General features: G+C 73.7%; 17 protein-coding genes. 11 read left to right on the top strand and 6 right to left on the bottom strand.

The features are described from left to right. Positions 1-82: 82 nt before the first annotated feature. Genes ACFXPK_RS25105 through ACFXPK_RS25115 form a run of 3 tightly spaced genes read right to left on the bottom strand, consistent with a single transcriptional unit; the run spans position 83 to position 2,781 of the window. Entirely contained in the window at positions 83-835 is a 753-nt protein-coding gene (locus ACFXPK_RS25105; protein ID WP_385003201.1) for an amino acid ABC transporter ATP-binding protein, read from the bottom strand. A 5-nt stretch (positions 836-840) separates the two neighbouring features. Continuing rightward, on the bottom strand, positions 841-1,788 hold the full coding sequence (locus tag ACFXPK_RS25110) for an amino acid ABC transporter permease (RefSeq protein WP_385003182.1): 948 nt from the start codon (positions 1,786-1,788) through the stop codon (positions 841-843). A gap of 36 nt (positions 1,789-1,824) precedes the next feature. Further along, positions 1,825-2,781, bottom strand: coding sequence for an ABC transporter substrate-binding protein (locus ACFXPK_RS25115; protein WP_385003179.1), 957 nt, complete (start codon positions 2,779-2,781; stop codon positions 1,825-1,827). Between the two features lie 517 nt (positions 2,782-3,298). On the opposite strand from ACFXPK_RS25115, the gene ACFXPK_RS25120 reads away from it, so the two are divergent. From ACFXPK_RS25120 to ACFXPK_RS25145, 6 genes are all read left to right on the top strand, one after another. Beyond that, complete coding sequence (locus ACFXPK_RS25120; protein WP_385078861.1) at positions 3,299-4,522, top strand: NADP-dependent malic enzyme; 1,224 nt, start codon at positions 3,299-3,301, stop codon at positions 4,520-4,522. 287 nt (positions 4,523-4,809) lie between these two features. Beyond that, a complete protein-coding gene (locus ACFXPK_RS25125) occupies positions 4,810-5,388 on the top strand; it encodes a phosphoesterase (RefSeq protein WP_385003176.1) in 579 nt (192 codons plus the stop codon). Then, positions 5,385-6,971 carry an alkaline phosphatase D family protein gene (locus tag ACFXPK_RS25130; RefSeq protein ID WP_385003173.1) on the top strand — a complete coding sequence of 529 codons (1,587 nt, stop codon included), beginning with the start codon at positions 5,385-5,387 and terminating at the stop codon, positions 6,969-6,971. The genes ACFXPK_RS25125 and ACFXPK_RS25130 overlap by 4 nt, the downstream gene beginning before the upstream one ends. A 97-nt stretch (positions 6,972-7,068) precedes the next feature. After that, entirely contained in the window at positions 7,069-8,022 is a 954-nt protein-coding gene (locus ACFXPK_RS25135) for a zinc-binding dehydrogenase (protein ID WP_385003170.1), read from the top strand. A 91-nt stretch (positions 8,023-8,113) separates the two neighbouring features. After that, a complete protein-coding gene (locus ACFXPK_RS25140) occupies positions 8,114-8,323 on the top strand; it encodes a helix-turn-helix domain-containing protein (RefSeq protein WP_385078811.1) in 210 nt (69 codons plus the stop codon). Then, a complete protein-coding gene (locus ACFXPK_RS25145) occupies positions 8,323-8,907 on the top strand; it encodes a Clp protease N-terminal domain-containing protein (RefSeq protein WP_385078814.1) in 585 nt (194 codons plus the stop codon). Before ACFXPK_RS25140 ends, ACFXPK_RS25145 begins: the two co-directional genes overlap by 1 nt. A gap of 78 nt (positions 8,908-8,985) precedes the next feature. On the opposite strand, the gene ACFXPK_RS25150 is transcribed toward ACFXPK_RS25145, so the two are convergent. After that, a complete protein-coding gene (locus ACFXPK_RS25150; RefSeq protein ID WP_385078817.1) occupies positions 8,986-9,990 on the bottom strand; it encodes a helix-turn-helix transcriptional regulator in 1,005 nt (334 codons plus the stop codon). A 1-nt stretch (position 9,991) separates the two neighbouring features. Next, a complete protein-coding gene (locus tag ACFXPK_RS25155) occupies positions 9,992-10,900 on the bottom strand; it encodes a DUF4097 domain-containing protein (protein WP_385078820.1) in 909 nt (302 codons plus the stop codon). A 150-nt stretch (positions 10,901-11,050) separates the two neighbouring features. Between ACFXPK_RS25155 and ACFXPK_RS25160 the strand changes: the two genes are divergently transcribed. Then, positions 11,051-11,860 (top strand): hypothetical protein, encoded by an 810-nt coding sequence (locus ACFXPK_RS25160; protein WP_385078823.1) that lies wholly within the window; start codon positions 11,051-11,053, stop codon positions 11,858-11,860. A 108-nt stretch (positions 11,861-11,968) separates the two neighbouring features. Here the strand turns inward: ACFXPK_RS25160 and ACFXPK_RS25165 are convergent, their stop codons facing one another. Then, on the bottom strand, positions 11,969-12,151 hold the full coding sequence (locus ACFXPK_RS25165) for a DUF6104 family protein (protein ID WP_003961784.1): 183 nt from the start codon (positions 12,149-12,151) through the stop codon (positions 11,969-11,971). A 166-nt stretch (positions 12,152-12,317) separates the two neighbouring features. On the opposite strand from ACFXPK_RS25165, the gene ACFXPK_RS25170 reads away from it, so the two are divergent. From ACFXPK_RS25170 to ACFXPK_RS25185, 4 genes are all read left to right on the top strand, one after another. Next, positions 12,318-12,857 carry a CU044_2847 family protein gene (locus tag ACFXPK_RS25170; RefSeq protein ID WP_385078826.1) on the top strand — a complete coding sequence of 180 codons (540 nt, stop codon included), beginning with the start codon at positions 12,318-12,320 and terminating at the stop codon, positions 12,855-12,857. Then, entirely contained in the window at positions 12,854-14,959 is a 2,106-nt protein-coding gene (locus ACFXPK_RS25175; protein ID WP_385078829.1) for a trypsin-like peptidase domain-containing protein, read from the top strand. Before ACFXPK_RS25170 ends, ACFXPK_RS25175 begins: the two co-directional genes overlap by 4 nt. Positions 14,960-15,086: 127 nt before the next feature. Beyond that, positions 15,087-16,124 (top strand): AAA family ATPase, encoded by a 1,038-nt coding sequence (locus tag ACFXPK_RS25180; RefSeq protein ID WP_385003406.1) that lies wholly within the window; start codon positions 15,087-15,089, stop codon positions 16,122-16,124. A gap of 178 nt (positions 16,125-16,302) precedes the next feature. Beyond that, positions 16,303-17,671: SAV_2336 N-terminal domain-related protein (locus tag ACFXPK_RS25185; RefSeq protein WP_385078833.1), on the top strand; the 1,369-nt coding region annotated here is incomplete at its 3' end.

The following is a 17,671-nucleotide window of genomic DNA, read 5'->3' on the forward strand; positions in this document are numbered from 1 at the left end:
GCGCGCCCGGGCCGCCCCGGGGAGCGCCGCGGGCGGGGGGGGGCCGCGGGGCCCGCCCCCCCCCCCCCACCCCCTCCCCGGATCAGAGGACCTTCGACAGGAAGGACTTCGTCCGCTCGTGCTGCGGACGGGTCAGTACGTCGCGCGGGTGGCCCGACTCGACCACCACGCCGTCGTCCATGAAGACCAGCGCGTCGCCCACCTCGCGGGCGAAGCCCATCTCGTGCGTCACCACGATCATCGTCATGCCCTCGGCGGCGAGATCGCGCATGACGTCCAGGACGTCACCCACCAGCTCCGGGTCGAGCGCCGACGTCGGCTCGTCGAAGAGCATCAGCTTCGGCTCCATCGCCAGCGCGCGGGCGATCGCCACACGCTGCTGCTGGCCCCCGGAGAGCTGCGAGGGGTAGTTGGCCGCCTTGTCGGCGAGCCCCACCCGGTCCAGCAGCCGCTCGGCGCGGGCGCGGGCGACGGCCTTCGCCTCGCCCCGTACCTGGACCGGCGCCTCCATGACGTTCTCGATCGCCGTCATGTGCGGGAAGAGGTTGAAGCGCTGGAAGACCATGCCGATGTCCCGGCGCTTCCTGGCGACCTCGCTGTCCTTCAGCTCGTACAGCTTGTCGCCCTTCTGGCGGTAGCCGACCAGCTCGCCGTCGACGTACAGCCGGCCGGCGTTGATCTTCTCCAGGTGGTTGATGCACCGCAGGAAGGTCGACTTCCCCGAGCCCGACGGGCCGATCAGGCAGAACACCTCGCGCGGCGCCACCTCCAGGTCGATGCCCTTGAGGATGTGCGCGGCGCCGAAGGACTTGTGCACGGCCTGGGCCTGCACCATGGCGTTCATGAGACCGCCTTAGGGGTTCGACGGAAGGTGGATACGTTCTTGACGATCTTCTGCCACGGCGTGAGCGGCAGCGAGCGGCTGGAGCCGCGCGCGTAGTACCGCTCCAGGTAGTACTGCCCGATGCTGAAGACCGTGGTCAGGATCAGGTACCAGGAGGCGGCGAGGAACAGCATCTCCGCCGCGGCGCCCGAGGTCTGCCCGATGTCCAGCGCCGCTCTCAGCAGATCGGGATACTGCACCGCCGAGACCAGCGAGGTGGTCTTCAGCATGTTGATGACCTCGTTGCCGGTCGGCGGCACGATGACCCGCATCGCCTGCGGGATCACGACCCGGCGCAGCGTCCTGCCCTGGCTCATGCCCAGCGCGTGGGACGCCTCGCTCTGGCCCTCGTCGACGGAGAGCAGACCGGCCCGGCAGATCTCCGCCATGTACGCGGCCTCGTTCAGGCCGAGCCCCAGCAGCGCCGTCAGGAACGGCGTCATGAACGAGGACCAGTAGTCCTTGTAGATCGGCCCGAGGTTGATGTACTCGAAGACCAGGCCGAGGTTGAACCAGACCAGGAGCTGTACGTAGACCGGTGTGCCGCGGAAGAACCAGATGTAGAACCAGGCGACGGAGGACGTCACCGGGTTCTTCGACAGGCGCATCACCGAGAGGATCACGCCCAGCACCACGCCCATCGCCATCGCGAGGACGGTGAGCAGCAGGGTGTGCCAGACGCCGGAGACGATCCGGCCGTCGAAGAAGAAGTCGGGGATCGCCGCCCAGTTCACCTTCCCCTGCGAGAAGGCGTAGACGAGGCTCGCGAGCAGGGCGACGGCCACCGTCCCCGCCACGTAGCGCCCGTAGTGCCGGACCGGGATGGCCTTGATGGCCTCGGGTGCGGCGGCGGTCGGCGGGCCCGAGGGGCCGGTGGGGCCCGCCTTGTCGATGTCGGTAGTCACAGATGTATGCCTCTCAGCGCCCAGCCCGCCGCCCGGTCACGAGCCGCCGTTGAGCGTGGCCTCGGTGACGGCGCCGGTCTCGGCGCCCCACTTCGCGAGGGCCTTCCCGTACTCACCGTTCTTGATGATCGCGTTCATGGCCTCCAGGATGGCGCTGGAGAGCTGCTTGTTGCTCTTGGACACCGCGATGCCGTACGGGGCGGCCTCGACCGGCTCGCCGACGAGCTGGAAGTCCTTGCCGCCGCCCGAGGTCTTCACCGCGTACGCGGCGATCGGGGAGTCGGAGGAACCGGCGTCGGCGCCGCCGCCGCGCAGCCGGGTCTGGGCCTGCTGGTCGTTGTCGAACGCCTCAAGCGTCAGCTTCTTGCCGGCCGGGCACTTCTTGGCCTGCTGCTTGGCGAGGTCCTCGGAGACGGTGCCGCGCTGCACGACGACCTTCTTGCCGCACAGGTCGTCCCAGGTCTTGATCCCCTGGTCCTTGCCCTGGGGCGTGTAGATGGACACCCCGGCGGTGAAGTAGTCGACGAAGTCGACGCCCTCGCCGACCTTCTTGCCGTCCTCGACACCCTCCTGCCGGTCCTTGGTGTCGGTCATCGCGGACATGGCGATGTCGTACCGCTTGGCGCGCAGGCCGGTGACCAGGGTGTCGAAGGTGGCGTTCTCGAATTCGAACTTCACGCCGAGCTGCTTGCCGAGCGCGGCGGCGATGTCCGGGTCGATACCGGCGATCGCGCCGTCCTTGTCCTTGAATTCCACCGGCGCGTACGCGATGTCGGAGCCGACCTTGACGACGCCCTTGCTCTGGATCTCCTTCGGCAGCTTGTCGAAGAGGGGGCCCTTGGCGGCGGCGGAGGAGGAGCCGCCCGTGTCGGAACCGCTCTTCGTCTGGTCGCCGCAGGCGGTCAGCAGCAGGGTGCCCGCGACCGCGATCGCGCCGACCGCGGCCATCCGGGACTTCGCGCTGGCCGTACGACAGATGGTGCTAGCGGTCATGATCAGGGTCCTCCGGCGGATGAGGTTGCTGCCAATGGCCGAGCACGCGTCTTCGAGTGTCGCGACCTAGTGTGATGAGTGGCATCTTGCCATTCGGACGGTGCCCTCAAGAGCGCCGGGCATGTCAAAATCGGGTAACGGGAGACCCCCGGTACATCGACAAGGCAGCCCACCACAGCCGGACCTTCTGTCGGTACATCTTCTTGCGGCCGTAGAATCTCCGGTCCGTATCCCTTACCGGGCGTGATTCATACCGCTATCCGGAAGTGTCGGCATTATCCGGCATTGGTCGGCATAAACGCTATGAGTCATCTCACCGTGGGGGACCGCGCGCGGACACCGCTGCGGCGCGCGTGTGCGACGCGCCCGCTCCATACGTATGTACGTACGTATGTGTGCAAGCGGCCACGTGAGCAGGCGAGCACGTGAGCGCGGGTACGGACGCGATGCCCAACCCACTCCTCCTCATCCGGGGAGTGGTCACCCTCAACTGATGAAGACACAAGGGGTCACCTACATGGCAGCGGAGATCGTCAATCATCGCGACGGAAGCGTCGGCGGCGCCGGGGCGGCGGGTTCCCCGGAGGAGCCCTTCGATCCGGCCTTCGCGCTGCACCGCGGCGGCAAGATGGCCATCCAGGCCACCGTGCCGGTGCGGGACCGGGACGACCTGTCCCTCGCGTACACGCCGGGCGTGGCGAAGGTCTGCACCGCGATCGCCGAGCGTCCCGAGCTGGTGCACGACTACACCTGGAAGTCGCAGGTCGTCGCCGTCGTGACGGACGGCACGGCGGTGCTCGGGCTCGGCGACATCGGCCCGGAGGCCTCCCTCCCGGTGATGGAGGGCAAGGCGATCCTGTTCAAGCAGTTCGGCGGGGTGGACGCGGTGCCGCTGGCGCTCGCCACCACCGACACGGACGAGATCGTCGAGACCGTCGTCCGGCTCGCGCCCTCCTTCGGCGGGGTCAATCTGGAGGACATCTCGGCGCCGCGCTGCTTCGAGATCGAGCGCCGGCTCCAGGAGCGGCTGGACATCCCCGTCTTCCACGACGACCAGCACGGCACCGCCGTCGTCACCCTCGCCGCCCTGCGCAACGCGGCGAAGCTGACCGGCCGCACCCTCGGCGACCTGCGCGCCGTCATCTCCGGCGCGGGCGCGGCGGGCGTCGCCATCGCCAAGTTCCTGCTGGAGGCGGGGATCGGCGATGTCGCGGTGGCCGACCGCAAGGGCGTCGTCAGCGCCGACCGCGACGACCTGACCGACGTCAAGCGCGAACTGGCCGCCCTGACCAACCGCGCGGGGCTCTCCGGCTCGCTGGAGGCCGCCCTCGCGGGCGCGGACGTCTTCATCGGCGTCTCCGGGGGTACGGTCCCGGAGCCGGCGATCGCCTCGATGGCGCCCGGCGCGTTCGTCTTCGCGATGGCCAACCCGAACCCGGAGGTGCACCCGGACATCGCCCACCGGTACGCGGCGGTCGTGGCGACGGGCCGCAGCGACTACCCGAACCAGATCAACAACGTGCTCGCCTTCCCGGGGATCTTCGCGGGCGCGCTCCAGGTGCGGGCCTCCCGGATCACCGAGTCCATGAAGATCGCGGCGGCGGACGCGCTGGCGGACGTCGTCGGTGACGAGCTGGCCGCCGACTACGTCATCCCGTCGCCGTTCGACGAACGGGTGGCGCCCGCGGTGACGGCGGCGGTGGCCGCGGCGGCCCGTGCGGAGGGCGTCGCGCGCCGCTGACCCCGCGCCCGCGGGGAGTTCCGGGCGGTTCCGGGGAGTCCCGGACGTCCCGGAGAGCTCCGGAGCGGTCCGGCGAGTGGGAGGCGAACGCCGGAGGGACCGTACGCGGTTCCTCCGGCGTTCGTCGTCGCGGGGCCGTATCCGGCCGTCCCACTGTCCCGCCGTCCGGCCGGACGGCCGTCCCGCCGTCCGGCCGCCGTGCGTACGGAAGTTCGGCAGGCGGCCTTTACCGGTTCATGTGGGGCTGCTGGGATGCCTGGCGTTGACGACGACACCAGGAGGCGCTTGTGAACCTGCTTGTGAACGGGGACGCCGAGAGCGGTCCGGGAGGGGACGCGGAGCCGGTGGCGTCGGTCGACGGCTGGTCCGTACGCCAGGGGGCGCCCGCCCTCGTCGCGTACGCCCACGGGAACGGCTACCCGACCGCGGGCGACCCCGGCCCCGCCCGGCGCGGCAGCCGGTTCTTCTCCGGCGGGAACAGCCCGCGCACCACGCTCGTCCAGGACGTGCCGCTGCCCGCGCGGGGCGCCACCGGCCGCGCCGCCGTGGACGCGGGGCGGGTGCGGTACGCCGTCTCCGCCTGGCTCGGCGGGTACGCGACACAGGAGGACGGGGCCCGGCTCTCGGTGGAGTTCCGCGACGGCCGGGGCACCCCCCTCGCGCTCTCCGTCCTCGGCCCGGTCACCGCGGCGGAACGGGGCGGCCGTACCGCCCTCGTGGAGCGCGCCGCGCAGGCCGCCGTACCGCCGGGCGCCCGCTCCGCGCGGGTGCTGCTCGTCCTCACCCGCACCGGTACCGGTACCTCCAACGACGGCTACGCCGACGGGATCTCACTGACCCTCCACGCCGAAGGGGTGCGGCCGTGAACGCCACGTCAGGACTGAACCGGCGCGATCTGCTCAAGGCCGCGGGCGCCGCCGGGGCGCTCGGCACCGTCTGGCCGCTGAGCGCCGGACTCTCCCCCGCGCAGGCCCGCGAGGCCGCCGCCGCGCTCGGCTCGACGTACGACGCCGCCCCGTTCACCCTCGGCGTCGCCTCCGGAGACCCGCGCACGACCAGCGTCGTGCTGTGGACCAGGCTCGCCCCCGAACCCTTCGCCGAACCCGGTGAGCAGCCGCTGCCCGAGGTCGCCGAGGTGCGCTGGGTCGTCGCCGAGGACCGTGCGCTGCGCCGGGTCGTCGCCCGGGGCACCGTCCCGGCGTCCGCGACGCTCGCGCACAGCGTGCACGTACCGGTGACCGGGCTGCGCCCCGGCCGTACGTACTGGTACGCGTTCAGCGCGCTCGGCCGGACCAGCCGCACCGGCAGGACCAGGACCGCGCCGGCCGGACGCGTCGGCTCCGCGCGCTTCGCCACCGCCAACTGCCAGAACTACCCGCAGGGTTACTACGCCGCGCTGCGCGGGATCGCGCGCGAGCGGCTGGACTTCGTCATCCATCTCGGCGACTACATCTACGAGTACGGACCCGAGGGCGGCGATGTCGTACGCGACAACAACGGCCCGGTGATCCAGACCCTCGCCGACTACCGCAAGCGCCACGCCCTCTACAAGGGCGACCCCTCGCTGCGCGCCGCGCACGCCGCCCACCCCTGGTTCCTGACCTGGGACGACCACGAGGTCGCCAACGACTACAGCGGTACGGGCGGGGGCGCGCCGTTCCTCCAGCGGCGGGCCGCCGCCTACCAGGCGTGGTACGAGCATCTGCCGCACCGGGACGCGGGGGACGGCGACGGTGTCTCCGCCGCCCTGCCGGACCCGGAGATCCACCGGGTGCGCCGCTGGGGCGACCTGCTGGAGCTGGCCGTGCTCGACCTGCGGCAGTACCGCTCGGCGCAGAACCTCGCGGACGGCACGATCCTCGGCGCGGAGCAGAAGGCGTGGCTCAAGCGGACGGTGGACCGGGCGCCGGACTCCTGGCACATCTGGGCCAACTCGATCATGCTCAGCCAACTGCGCGGCTCCCCCGGCGGCCGGTACATGTTCACCGATCAGTGGGACGGCTTCCTCGCCGAGCGCAAGGAGGTCCTGGAGCATGTCCGTACGAGCGGCCTGGAGGACCTGGTCGTGCTCACCGGGGACTGGCACTCGGCCTTCGTCGACGACATACGGCCGGACTACGACGACCCCGGATCGCCCGTACTCGGCACGGAGTTCACGGCGCATTCGGTGACCTCCAGCGCGTACGACGCGGCGTGGAACGCGGCCAACGGCCCGCTCATGGGCCGGGCCAACCCGCACCTCCAGTACTTCGAGGGGAACCGGTACGGCTACGACGTGTACGAGGTGACCCCGGAGCGCTTCAGTACGCACATGCGGGTGATCGAGGACCGCCGCGACCCCGTGTCGCCCGTCTCCACCCTGACCACCTTCCATGTCGACCGGGGCACGGCGGGCGCGTACGAGGACCCGGCGACGAAGGGATCGCCCGCGCAGTACCGCAGGGACTGAGCCGCGCGGGGCGGCGCGTGGTGGGCGGGGCGCGTGTCGTGCGTGTCACCGGTACGCCGGGTCCCGTCCGCGGCCCCGCCGCCCTATCGTCGGGGCCATGTTTGCCGCCTACGCAGCCCACACGGACTTCGCCCACCCCCTCGACGGCCTGGAGCTGGGCGAACGCCCGGCCCCCGCACCACGCCCCGGCTGGACCACCGTCACGGTGAAGGCCGCCTCCCTCAACCACCACGACCTGTGGTCGCTGCGGGGGGTGGGCCTCTCCCAGGACAAGCTGCCGATGATCCTCGGCTGCGACGCCGCCGGGGTGGACGAGGACGGCAACGAGGTCGTCGTCCACTCCGTCATCGGCGGGGGCGACCACGGCACCGAGCCGCGCTCCATCCTCACCGAGCACCACCAGGGCACCTTCGCCGAGCGCGTCACCGTACCGGCCTCCAACATCCTGCCCAAGCCCCCCGAGCTGTCCTTCGAGGAGGCCGCCTGTCTGCCCACGGCCTGGCTGACCGCGTACCGCATGCTCTTCACCAACGCCGGTGTACGGCCGGGGGATTCGGTCCTGGTGCAGGGCGCGGGCGGCGGGGTCGCCACGGCGGCGATCGCGCTGGGCAGCGCGGCGGGGCTGCGGGTGTACGCGACGAGCCGGGACGCCGGGAAGCGCGCGCGTGCGGTGGAGCTGGGCGCGGTGGAGGCGTACGAGCCGGGCGCGCGGCTGCCGCACCGCGTGGACGCCGTCATCGAGACGGTCGGCGCGGCCACCTGGTCGCACTCCGTCAAGTGCCTGCGGCGCGGCGGCACGCTGGTGATCTCGGGCGCCACGAGCGGCGACCGCCCCGACCACGCCGAGCTGACCCGGATCTTCTTCCTGGAGCTGCGGGTGGTGGGCTCGACGATGGGGTCGCGGGCCGAGCTGGAGGACCTGCTCTCGTTCTGCGCGCTGACGGGGGTGCGGCCGGTCATCGACGAGGTGCTGCCGCTGGACCGGGCCCGGGAGGGTTTCGAGAAGATGGCGGCCGGGGGCCTGTTCGGGAAGGTGGTCCTGACGGTCTGAGCCTCCCTCCGCGCCTCCCTCCGCGCCTCCCTCCGCGCCTCCATGTCAACCAGGGTTGACGTCCTTCATCTGTCAACGTACGTTGACAGGTATGACCGAAGCGACGGATCTCGCCGAGCGGGCGGGCGACCGCGACCCCCGGGTCGGACTGAGGGCGGTCGCCGCGCTGCGGCGGCTGCTGGAACGGCTCGAATCCGTACAGGTGCGCAGCGCCCGGAATCACGGCTGGTCGTGGCAGGAGATCGCGGACGAGCTGGGGGTCACCCGGCAGGCCGCGCACAAGAAGCACGGGAGGCAGTGATGTTCGAACGGTTCACCGAGGGCGCGCGGGACGTCGTCACGGAGGCGATCGGCCACGCCTGCCGCACCGGCGCGGACACCGTCACCGAGGAGCACCTGCTGCTCGCGCTCTTCGAACGCCGGGGCACCCGGGTGTCCTTCGCCTTCGCCGCGCTGGGCCTGGCGGACCGCCGCGCCTCCGTGGAGGACGCGCTCCGGGAGGCCCGGCGCAGGGGCGGCCTGTCGAAGGCGGAGACGGAGGCGCTGGCGGGGCTCGGGATCGACGTGGCGGAGATCGTCGCGCGGGTCGAGGAGGCCCACGGCGAGGGCGCGCTGCGCGTCGCGGTGAAGCCCGGCAGGACGCGCCGGCCGAGGCGCCGCCCGTTCGCCCCCGGTGCCAAGGCGGCCCTGGCGCGCTCCCTGCGGATCGCCCTGGGCCGCGGCGACCGCGCCATCGGCGACGCGCACCTGCTGCTGGCGCTGACGGCGCGCCCGGGGGTGGTCTCGGAGGTCCTGGCCGACCACGGGGCGACGTACACGGCCGTGGAGCGGGCGATGTTCGGCGCGGCGGACACCGGGGAGGGCACGGCGGCGGCGTCCGGCTGAGCGGCCGGCGGTCGGGGCCGGCGGTCGGGGGAGGGCCCGGCGCTCGGGGGAGGGGCGGCACCGTCCCTCCCCCCCCCGTCACTCCCCGGGGGTGCGCAGCAGTGTGCCGATACGGTCCACCGCCGTCGCCAGATGGCGGCGGGCCTCGTCGAGCTGGGTGGCCGTGACCCCGTGGTCCCGGGCCGCGTCGCGGATCTCGTCGCGGAAGCGGTCCAGCAGCCGGTCCAGGTCCCGGGCCGGGTCGCCGGACTCCGGGGTGTCCTTCGCCCACTCCGGGGCGTCCTGCGGCCCGGCCGCCTCCGGCCTGGTGTACGGGGGCCACCCGGACCCGGACAGACCGCCGAGCTGGCCGGCCAGCTCGGACAGGCCCTCGCGCAGCCCGGTCGGCCAGTCGCCCCGTACGAAGTGGTGCTGCACCTGGTCCTGGACCTGCTTGGCCATGCGCCGCATCTCCTCCCGCGCGTTCTCCTGGGCCTCCTTGGCCTGGCGGCGGGCCTGCTGGGCGTCCTCGCGGGCCCGGCGGGACTCGTCCTTCGCGCGGCGGGCCTGCTCCTTCCACTCCTGCTTCGCGCGCTTCAGCTCCTCCTTCGCCGCGCGCCAGGACTCGCCGTCCCCGAAGGGGGCGTCGCCGAACGGCGCCTCCCCCGGCGGCGCGTCCCCCGCGCCCTTCGGGTGGGACCGGGCGCCGGTGGCGGTACGGGTGTCGGAGGCCGCGGCCCGCATCTCGCTGCGGAGCCGGCCCGCCGCGCCCCGGACGTCCTCGCGGATCTCCGCGGCCAGTTCGGAGACGGACTCGCGGATCTCCAGCTCCAGATCGGCCAGTTCGCCGCCGCGCCCGGCCAGTTCGGCGCGGCCCGCCTCGGTGATCGAGTAGACCTTGCGGCCGCCCTCGGTGGCGTGCGTGACCAGGCCCTCGGCCTCCAGTTTGGCCAGCCGCGGATAGACCGTGCCGGCGGAGGGCGCGTACAGGCCCTGGAAGCGCTCCTCCAGGAGCCGGATCACCTCGTAGCCGTGGCGCGGCGCCTCGTCCAGCAGTTTGAGCAGATAGAGGCGGAGTCGCCCGTGGGCGAAGACCGGGGGCATGTCACAGCTCCTTCGTCAGGGAGGGCGCCGCGTCGGCCGGGGCGGGGCCGTGCGGACCGTCGTGGCGCTCGTCCTCCGACGGTGGTTTTCTGAGCAGGGCGATCGAGCCGGACACCGTGTTCGCCTTGAGCGTCCCGCCGCCGGCGCCCAGGGTGCCGGTGATCCGGTGGGCTCCCCACTGGCCGCTGACCCGCAGATCGTCGAACGCGTTGGTCACGGAACCGCTCGCTGTGTGCGCCTCGACCTGCGCGTCCGTCGGGTGCGGCAGCCGGATCGCGACCTCGCCCGAGACGGTGGTGAGGCTGATGTCGGTGGGGTCGCCCGTCGGGTGGTCGAGGTCGATGACCATGTCGCCGCTGACCGAGTCGGCCCGTACGCGCGATCCGGAGCCCTCGACGACCGTCAGCCGGCCCGACACCGAGTGGTAGTGGAGACCGCCGGTGACCGCCTGGGCCTCCAGATCGCCCGAGACCGTCTCGGCGCGCACCTCGCCGGAGAGCCCGACGAGGGTGGTGTCCCCGCTGACCCCGCGGACCGCCGTACGCCCCCGGACCCCGGTGATCACGGTCTCGGCGCCGACGACGCCCACCCCCACCGCGGTCCCGGTGGGGACGGCGAGCGAGACGACGGCGCTGCGCCGCTGTCCCTTGGGGGCGAGCCAGCTCAGCAGGTTCTTCCAGGGCAGGTCCTCGTAGGCGACCGTCAGGGTCGAGCCCTCCAGGGTCACGATCACCGGCGGTCCCTCGACGCGGGAGATCTCCAGCCGGGTGCCGCCCCGCAGACCGGGCAGCGCCTCGTCGGTGCCCACCACGTTCACCGTGCCGTCGACGAGGCGCACGTCCAGCGTCGTCACCGGGGTGTCGAAGGTGAGCCGCTCGGACTCGGCGACCTGCCACGTCGACTCTGCCATGGTGCTGACCTCCCGGGGCCCGGCTTGACGCAACATATCGCGTCTCTTGAAGAACACGATATATCGCGGTTACGGAAAGTCAAGACCGGACGGCGGAACGGGGATCGGCCCAGCGCTCGTATCGGGGCAAAGTGCCCTAGCGTAAGGGCCATGAACGCGACATCCGCAGGTGCGCTGCTGCTCTGCCGGGCCGAACCGGCGGCGGTACGGCCCGCCGCCCATCTGCTCAGGGAGAAGCTGCTGCTGGCCCCGGCCGGCCTGGGCTGGACCCTGCTGGTCCCGGAGGGGAAACCCTGGCTCGCCGGTACGGAGCCGGTCGACCGGGTGGTCGCGGGATGGGCCACCGCACTCGCCGTCGGCGTGAACTGGCCGGTGCTCGCGCTGTGGTGGGACCCGGACCGGGCGGGGTACGTGCTGGCCGCGGGGTTCCGCCGTACGGTCGGCTACACCTGGCTCGCGGACGGCACCGCGGCCGGTGAGGACGAGGCGATGCGGACCTTCGCCGCCCGGCTCGGCCTCGACCCCGTACTGGACCTCCAGGCGCTGGAGCCGCTGACCCTGGGTGACCCGGAGGCCGACGCGCGGGCCCGGCTGCTCGCGCTCTCCGCGTTCCTCACCCGCACCGGCCTCGTCCTCCCGGCGGGCCTCACCCCCGGCGAACCGGCCGACCGGCTCCGCGAGGTCGCCCGGATTCAGCCGGGGGCCGAACAGATCGAGTGGGCGGGCTGGCGCGACGCGGTACGGGCCGAACTGGACGAGGTCGAGGGCGGACCGCTCGGCCCCTGGCTGCACGGGCCCCGGGCGCGGCTGCTCGGCGCCGTACAGCTCGCGGCGGGCGCCCCGCTGGCGGTGTGGGCGGTACGGCGCCGCAGCGCGGGCTGGGCCTTCGCGGGGGCGCTGCTGATCGCGCAGGGGGTGCTGGGACTGGCGTACGACCGGCTCCGTACCGGCGGGGAGTGAGCCGGCCGGTACGCGGCGCCGCCCGGTTCCGGCGGCCGGTACGCGGGGCCGCCCCGCCGGTGGCCGGTGGAGGGCGCCGCCCGGCCGGTGGCAGGACCGCTCGGCCCGCTACTCGTCCTCGTCCTCGTCGTCCAGCCGGGCCAGCCAGGTGGCCAGCCGTTCGACCGGCACCTCGAAGTCGGGGTTGAGGTCGACGAAGGTGCGCAACTGCTCGGCCAGCCACTCGAAAGTGACCTCCTCCTCGCCGCGCCGCTTCTCCAGTTCCTCGATCCCGCGGTCCGTGAAGTACATGGTCCTCAGCTTAGTGCCCGGCCGGGCAGGGCCGGCGGGCACGGCCGGCCGGCGCGGGTGTGGGGCGCAGAACCGTTCGGGTACGATCCGCCGTCCTCACCTGTGTGCCTCGCGTCGGCGGCGTACTGCCGCTAATCTGCGGGGAATTGGGGGAAATGAGGATGTCATGGTTGACGGAGAGGCCAGTGTCGCGCGCATCGAGATGCCCGACGGCACACCTGTATGGGCCCGGATCTCCGGTGCCGAGGAGCTGACCCGCCCCTCCCGGGGGCTGTCGTACTCGGACACCGGGTTCGCCGACCAGGTACAGGCCCGGGTCGACAGCCTGCAAGCCGTCGTGACCAGCGTCGCGCGTTCGCTCGCCGAGCCGCTGCGCGCGGTCCGGCCCGACGAGGTCAGCGTCGAGTTCGGGATCGAACTCACCGCGAAGGCGGGCAAGGTCGTCGGGCTGCTCGCCGACGGCGAGGCCAAGGGAGGGATCAAGGTCACGCTCACCTGGACCGGCGGCGGACCGCCCGTCGACCTGGCCACGCCGCCGCCGGTGCCACCGCAGGCGCAGCGGCCGCCCGTACCGCCGCCGCCGTCGGCCCCGCCGACGGTCCCGCACCTCGCGGCCCGGCGTCGCCCGCCCCGGGCCGGGGGCGCGCCCCCCGCCGCCCCGGCGCCCCCCCACGGGGCCACCCCCCCGGCCGGGAGCGGCACATGATCGACGGGCTCGGCCGGGTCGAGCCGGGCGGGTCGGTCGAAGGCGCGACGGCCCGCAGTGCGCTGCACGACCTCGTCATGGCGGCGACCGTGCGCATCCATGGCCCGGACCGGGGGTATGTCCCTGAGGGGCCGGGCGGAAGCTTTCTGGGGAGCGGCTTCTTCATCGCCCCGAGCTGGGTTCTCACGTGCGCGCACGTGGCGTTGCAGGGGGAGGGGCGGGACGTGACAGTGATCTTCGAAACCGGCCCCCGCAGCGGCGAGACCTCCGTGTCCGGCACGGTGGTCGCGGCCCTGCCCGAGCCGCCGCCCGGCGACCTGGGCGCGCTGGGGACGCGCGGCGGCTGGCCCGCCCCCGATCTCGCGCTCGTGCGGCTCCGCCGCCCCGTCGAGCACGCCTGTGTGTACGTCACGGAGCGCCCCGCCGCGTTCTTCGGCGGCGGGGCGGTGCTCTACTCGGGCTGGACGGAGGTCGGCGGCCGGATCAAGCGGCTCAGCGGGCAGTTGTCCGTCCAGGGCACCGTCGGCGGCTGGTCGGAGCCGGAGGACGAGCAGGTGCGGCTCGGCGGGGACGTGCTGCCGCCGGGGGTGTCCGGCGGGCCCGCGGTCGACCTGGCGCGCGGCGAGGTGGTCGGCGTACTGAAGTCCCAGCTCGTCGGCGGGATGGGCGGGACGTCCATCGGTGTCGAGCGGCTGCGCTCGCTGCCCGTGCCCGCGGCGATGGCCGGGACCGAGGCCGACGACGACTACCAGGCGGTCTTCCACGCCCATGACCGGTACCACGCGGACCGGCAGTTGAACCGGGCAGGCACCGGCTGGACCTGGGCCGACGTACAGAACTCGCTGGGCGCGGGCGCCGACCGCGCGCTCACCCCGCAGCAGCGGATCCTGCTGCTCGGGAAGCTGGCGGAGCTGCCGCCGCCGGTCTCCACGCACAGCCTGCTCGATCTGCTGGTCCGGCTGCCGGGCGTGGACCGCGTGGAGCGCTACCCGGCGCCCCGGAGCTGGCGGGACGGGCTCGGCGCGCTGTACGAGACGCGCGGCGGCGGCGCCGCGCTCGAACTCGTCCTGCGCTACTGCATGAGCGCCATCGCCGCCGAGCGCCCCTATGTCACGGGGGCCACCGCGGCGGCCGAGGAAGCCCTCTGGGACTGGGTGAAGTTCGTCGCCGACGACCAGCTCTCGCGGAACTTCCGCAACGAGATCGCGCTGCTGTGGTCCGCGGCCCGGCACCGTACGGACCGCGCCCAGCGGCGCGCGGCCCCGGCGTACGGGGAGCGGCCCCGCGCGGGCGAGCGCTCCTTCGTCCTGCTGGAGCTGGAGCCGCGCGGCTGGGAGCGCGACAGCTACGACTGGCGCGTCGGGGTCGCCCGGCACAGCGGGGAGGTGCTGCCCGTCGCCGAGGACAGCCGCGGCACCTCGGGCGACGCGCTGCCCGCACGGCTGACCGGGTCGCTGACGGAGGCGTTCCGCAGATGCGACGAGCCGGACAGCCCGGCCGTGCTCCAGGTCGCCGTCGTCCGGCAGCAGCTCGGTCTGGAGGTCGAGGGGTGGCGCCTCGCGCCGGACGAACCGCCGTTGGGCGTCCTGCGCCCGGTGGTGGTGCGCTGCTCCGACCGCGAGCCGCCGCTCACCGAGGAGGAGGCCAGGGAGCACCGCGCGCGCTGGAGCCGTACGGCCCAGGCGTCGGTGCGGGCCGAGATCGTCGACTGCGAGGACGGATTACGGGTACCCGTACCGCAGGAGGAGCGGCTGCGCTCCCTGGCGTACGAGACGGTGCCCGTGCTGTGCCGTTACGCGGCCCGGCCCGAGGGCGAGACCGCGGCCGGTCTGGGCAGGGTCGTGCGCGGCGGCTTCCACGTCGCGCTGCTGCGGCGCGGCGAGAGCCGGCCCGAGTCGGTCTGCGCGGAGTTCCACCGGCGGGCCGTGCGCACCGTCGCGGAGGCGGACGGCGCCGAGCAGTTGCCGAGGATCCTGATGGAGCTGCGGCAGGGCGTGCACGCGGGCCGCGCGGAGATGTTCTGGTCGGACGGAGTGGCGCTGTTCTACGACGATCCGCACCATCCGCTCCCCGGGTCGGGGCAGTTGCTGGAGGCGCCATGACCGACGTGGCACACCCCCTGGGGGCCGGCTCCGGGAAGACCCTTACGGGGTGCGGCCCGGATCGCTACGGTGAAGCAGCTTCGGCGGCTGCCGCCCCCGGCGGACGAGTGAGGACGAGGACATCACCATGAGTGAACCCAGCGAGTGGCTCATCTACCGAGGGGCCGGCGAACCGCACGACGGCATCGCCCAACTGCCCCCGCCCCCGCCCTGGCGGGACTTCGCGGGCGGTTCCGCCGGTGACGGTGGTGGTGCCGGTGACGGCTCGGCCGACCGGCGGCTCGGCGGGTACCGGCACGAGGCGGAGCTGCACCGCCCCGGCGCCGAGGAGCTGGAGATGATCAACGCGGCGCTCTATCTGCGCCGTCCGCTGCTCGTCACCGGCAGCCCCGGCGCGGGCAAGTCCACCCTGGCCCACTCCGTCGCGCACGAACTCGGGCTCGGCCGGGTGCTGCGCTGGCCCATCGTCAGCCGCTCCACCCTGCTGGACGGGCTCTACCACTACGACGCGATCGCCCGCCTCCAGGACGTCCAGCTCGCCGCGCACAGCGCCGCGGCCGGTGCCGGGGTGACGGAGGGTCAGGACCCGTCGGCGGACATCGGCAGCTACATCAGGCTCGGTCCGCTCGGTACGGCGCTGCTCCCCTCCGAACAGCCGCGCGTCCTGCTCATCGACGAGCTGGACAAGAGCGACATCGACCTGCCCAACGACCTGCTCAACGTGTTGGAGGAGGGCGAGTTCGGCATTCCGGAGCTGGAGCGGATCGCCGACCGGCTGCCCGACGGGGAGGCCGAGGTCCTGACCGACGACGGCAGGAAGGTACGGATCAGGGGCGGCCGGGTGCAGTGCCGCGCCTTTCCCTTCGTCGTCCTGACCAGCAACGGGGAGCGCGACTTCCCGGCGCCCCTGATGCGCCGCTGTATCCATCTGGAGCTGGGCAGGCCGGACCACCAGCGGCTCGCCACCTTCGTACGGGCCCACCTCGGCGACGAGGCGGCGCGCGCGGGCGACGATCTCATCGCGCACTTCCTGGAGCGCTCGCGCAGCGAACTGATCGCCACCGACCAGCTCCTGAACGCGATCTACCTCACCGACACCGCCGCGCCCGCCGGCCGTGACCGACTCGCCGACCTGCTCATCCAGCGACTCGACCGGCCGAGGTGATGCGCTGATGCCCGACGTCACGGTACGGCACGGCCCGGCGAGCGAGCCGGAACCGGGACACGGGCACGGAGCCGCCCCCGGGGCGGAACCTTCGACTCCGGATCCGGCCGCTCCGGCGGTGGGCGCTTCGGTTCCGGGTGCTCCGGCGGTGGGCGCTTCGGTTCCGGGTGCTCCGGCGGTGGACGCTTCCGCTCCGGACGCCTCGCGGGCCCCGGTTCCGGGGGCCTCGGTTCCGGTTCCGGTTGCGGGCGTCCCCGGCGCGGGGCGGCCGGACGAGGACGGTACGGGCGCCGCGGACCCCGGTGGCGGCGCACCGCCCCCGTACGACAGTTCGCGCCTCGCCGCGCTCGTCGCGCGGCTGCGCGGCGCCGGTCTCGACCCCGACGCCGAGCAGCTCTGCGACGCCCTCTGGCTCGCCCAGCAGACCCGCCGCGACCGCGGCGGGCCCGCCGGTCCGGGACCCGGCAGGGACCCCCGCGCCGACCTGCGCGGACCGGGGGAGACGGGAGCGCGGGACCCGCGCGTCCCGACCGGCCCCGACGGTACGGGGGTGACGCCCGCGGCCGACGGCGACGAGGCGCCCGGACGGCTGCCGGGACCCCCGGCCGAGGACCCGCGCATCGCCCTTCACCCCGTGCCGCGCCCCGACGGAGCGCGCGCCTCCGGGACCCGGCAGGGCGGCGCCGCCGCCGCGCTCACCCTGGGCGTACCGGCCGCCCCCGCGCTCCCGGCGCCCCTCGAACTCCAGCGCGCCCTTCGTCCGCTTCAGCGGTACCGGCCCGCCGCGCCCCCGCTGCGCCGTACCCTTGACGAGGTGGCGACCGTAGAGCTGAGTGCCCGAGCCGGCGGGCTGATCATTCCGGTGTTCCGTGGCGTCTCGCGCGGAGACGCGATTCTGCAGCTCGTGATGGATGCCTCGTCGTCGATGCGGGTCTGGGAGCGGCTCTTCGCCGAACTCCAGCAGATCTTCGGCCAGTTGGGTGCCTTCCGCGATGTGCAGACCCGCTATCTCCACCAGGGGCCCGACGGCGCCCCCGCCGTCAGCAGAAGCCCCGACCCGGCCGCCGCGCCGCTCAGCTCGGCCGACCGGCTCAGCGACCCGACCGGACGCCGCGTCACCGTCGTCGTCAGCGACTGCGCGGGCCCCCTCTGGCACAGCGGGCGCGCCCACCGCCTCCTGCACCAGCTCGGCCGCCAGGCACCCACCGCCGTCCTCCAGCCGCTGCCGCAGCGCATGTGGAACCGGACCAGACTGCCCGTCACCTACGGGGTCCTCTCCCGGGGCGAGGGACCGGCCGGCGCCGCCGTGCTGAAGGTCGGCGGCGACGCGGCCCCCGCACCCCCCGCCCGGCCCGGGGCCCACGCCGGCCCCGGCCTGCCGCCCGGCGCGGGCGCACGCGGGGCCGGGGCGCGGGGGCGCGCCGGCCCCCCGGGCACCAGGCCGTGGGCCTGGCGAGGCCGTACGGGGTGGGCGCACTGCGCGACCTGCCGTCCTTCGACACCTCCGCCATGGACGGCTGGGCGGTCGCCGGGCCGGGGCCCTGGTC

The organism is Streptomyces sp. NPDC059142 (genome assembly GCF_042755665.1).
Taxonomy (GTDB): domain Bacteria; phylum Actinomycetota; class Actinomycetes; order Streptomycetales; family Streptomycetaceae; genus Streptomyces.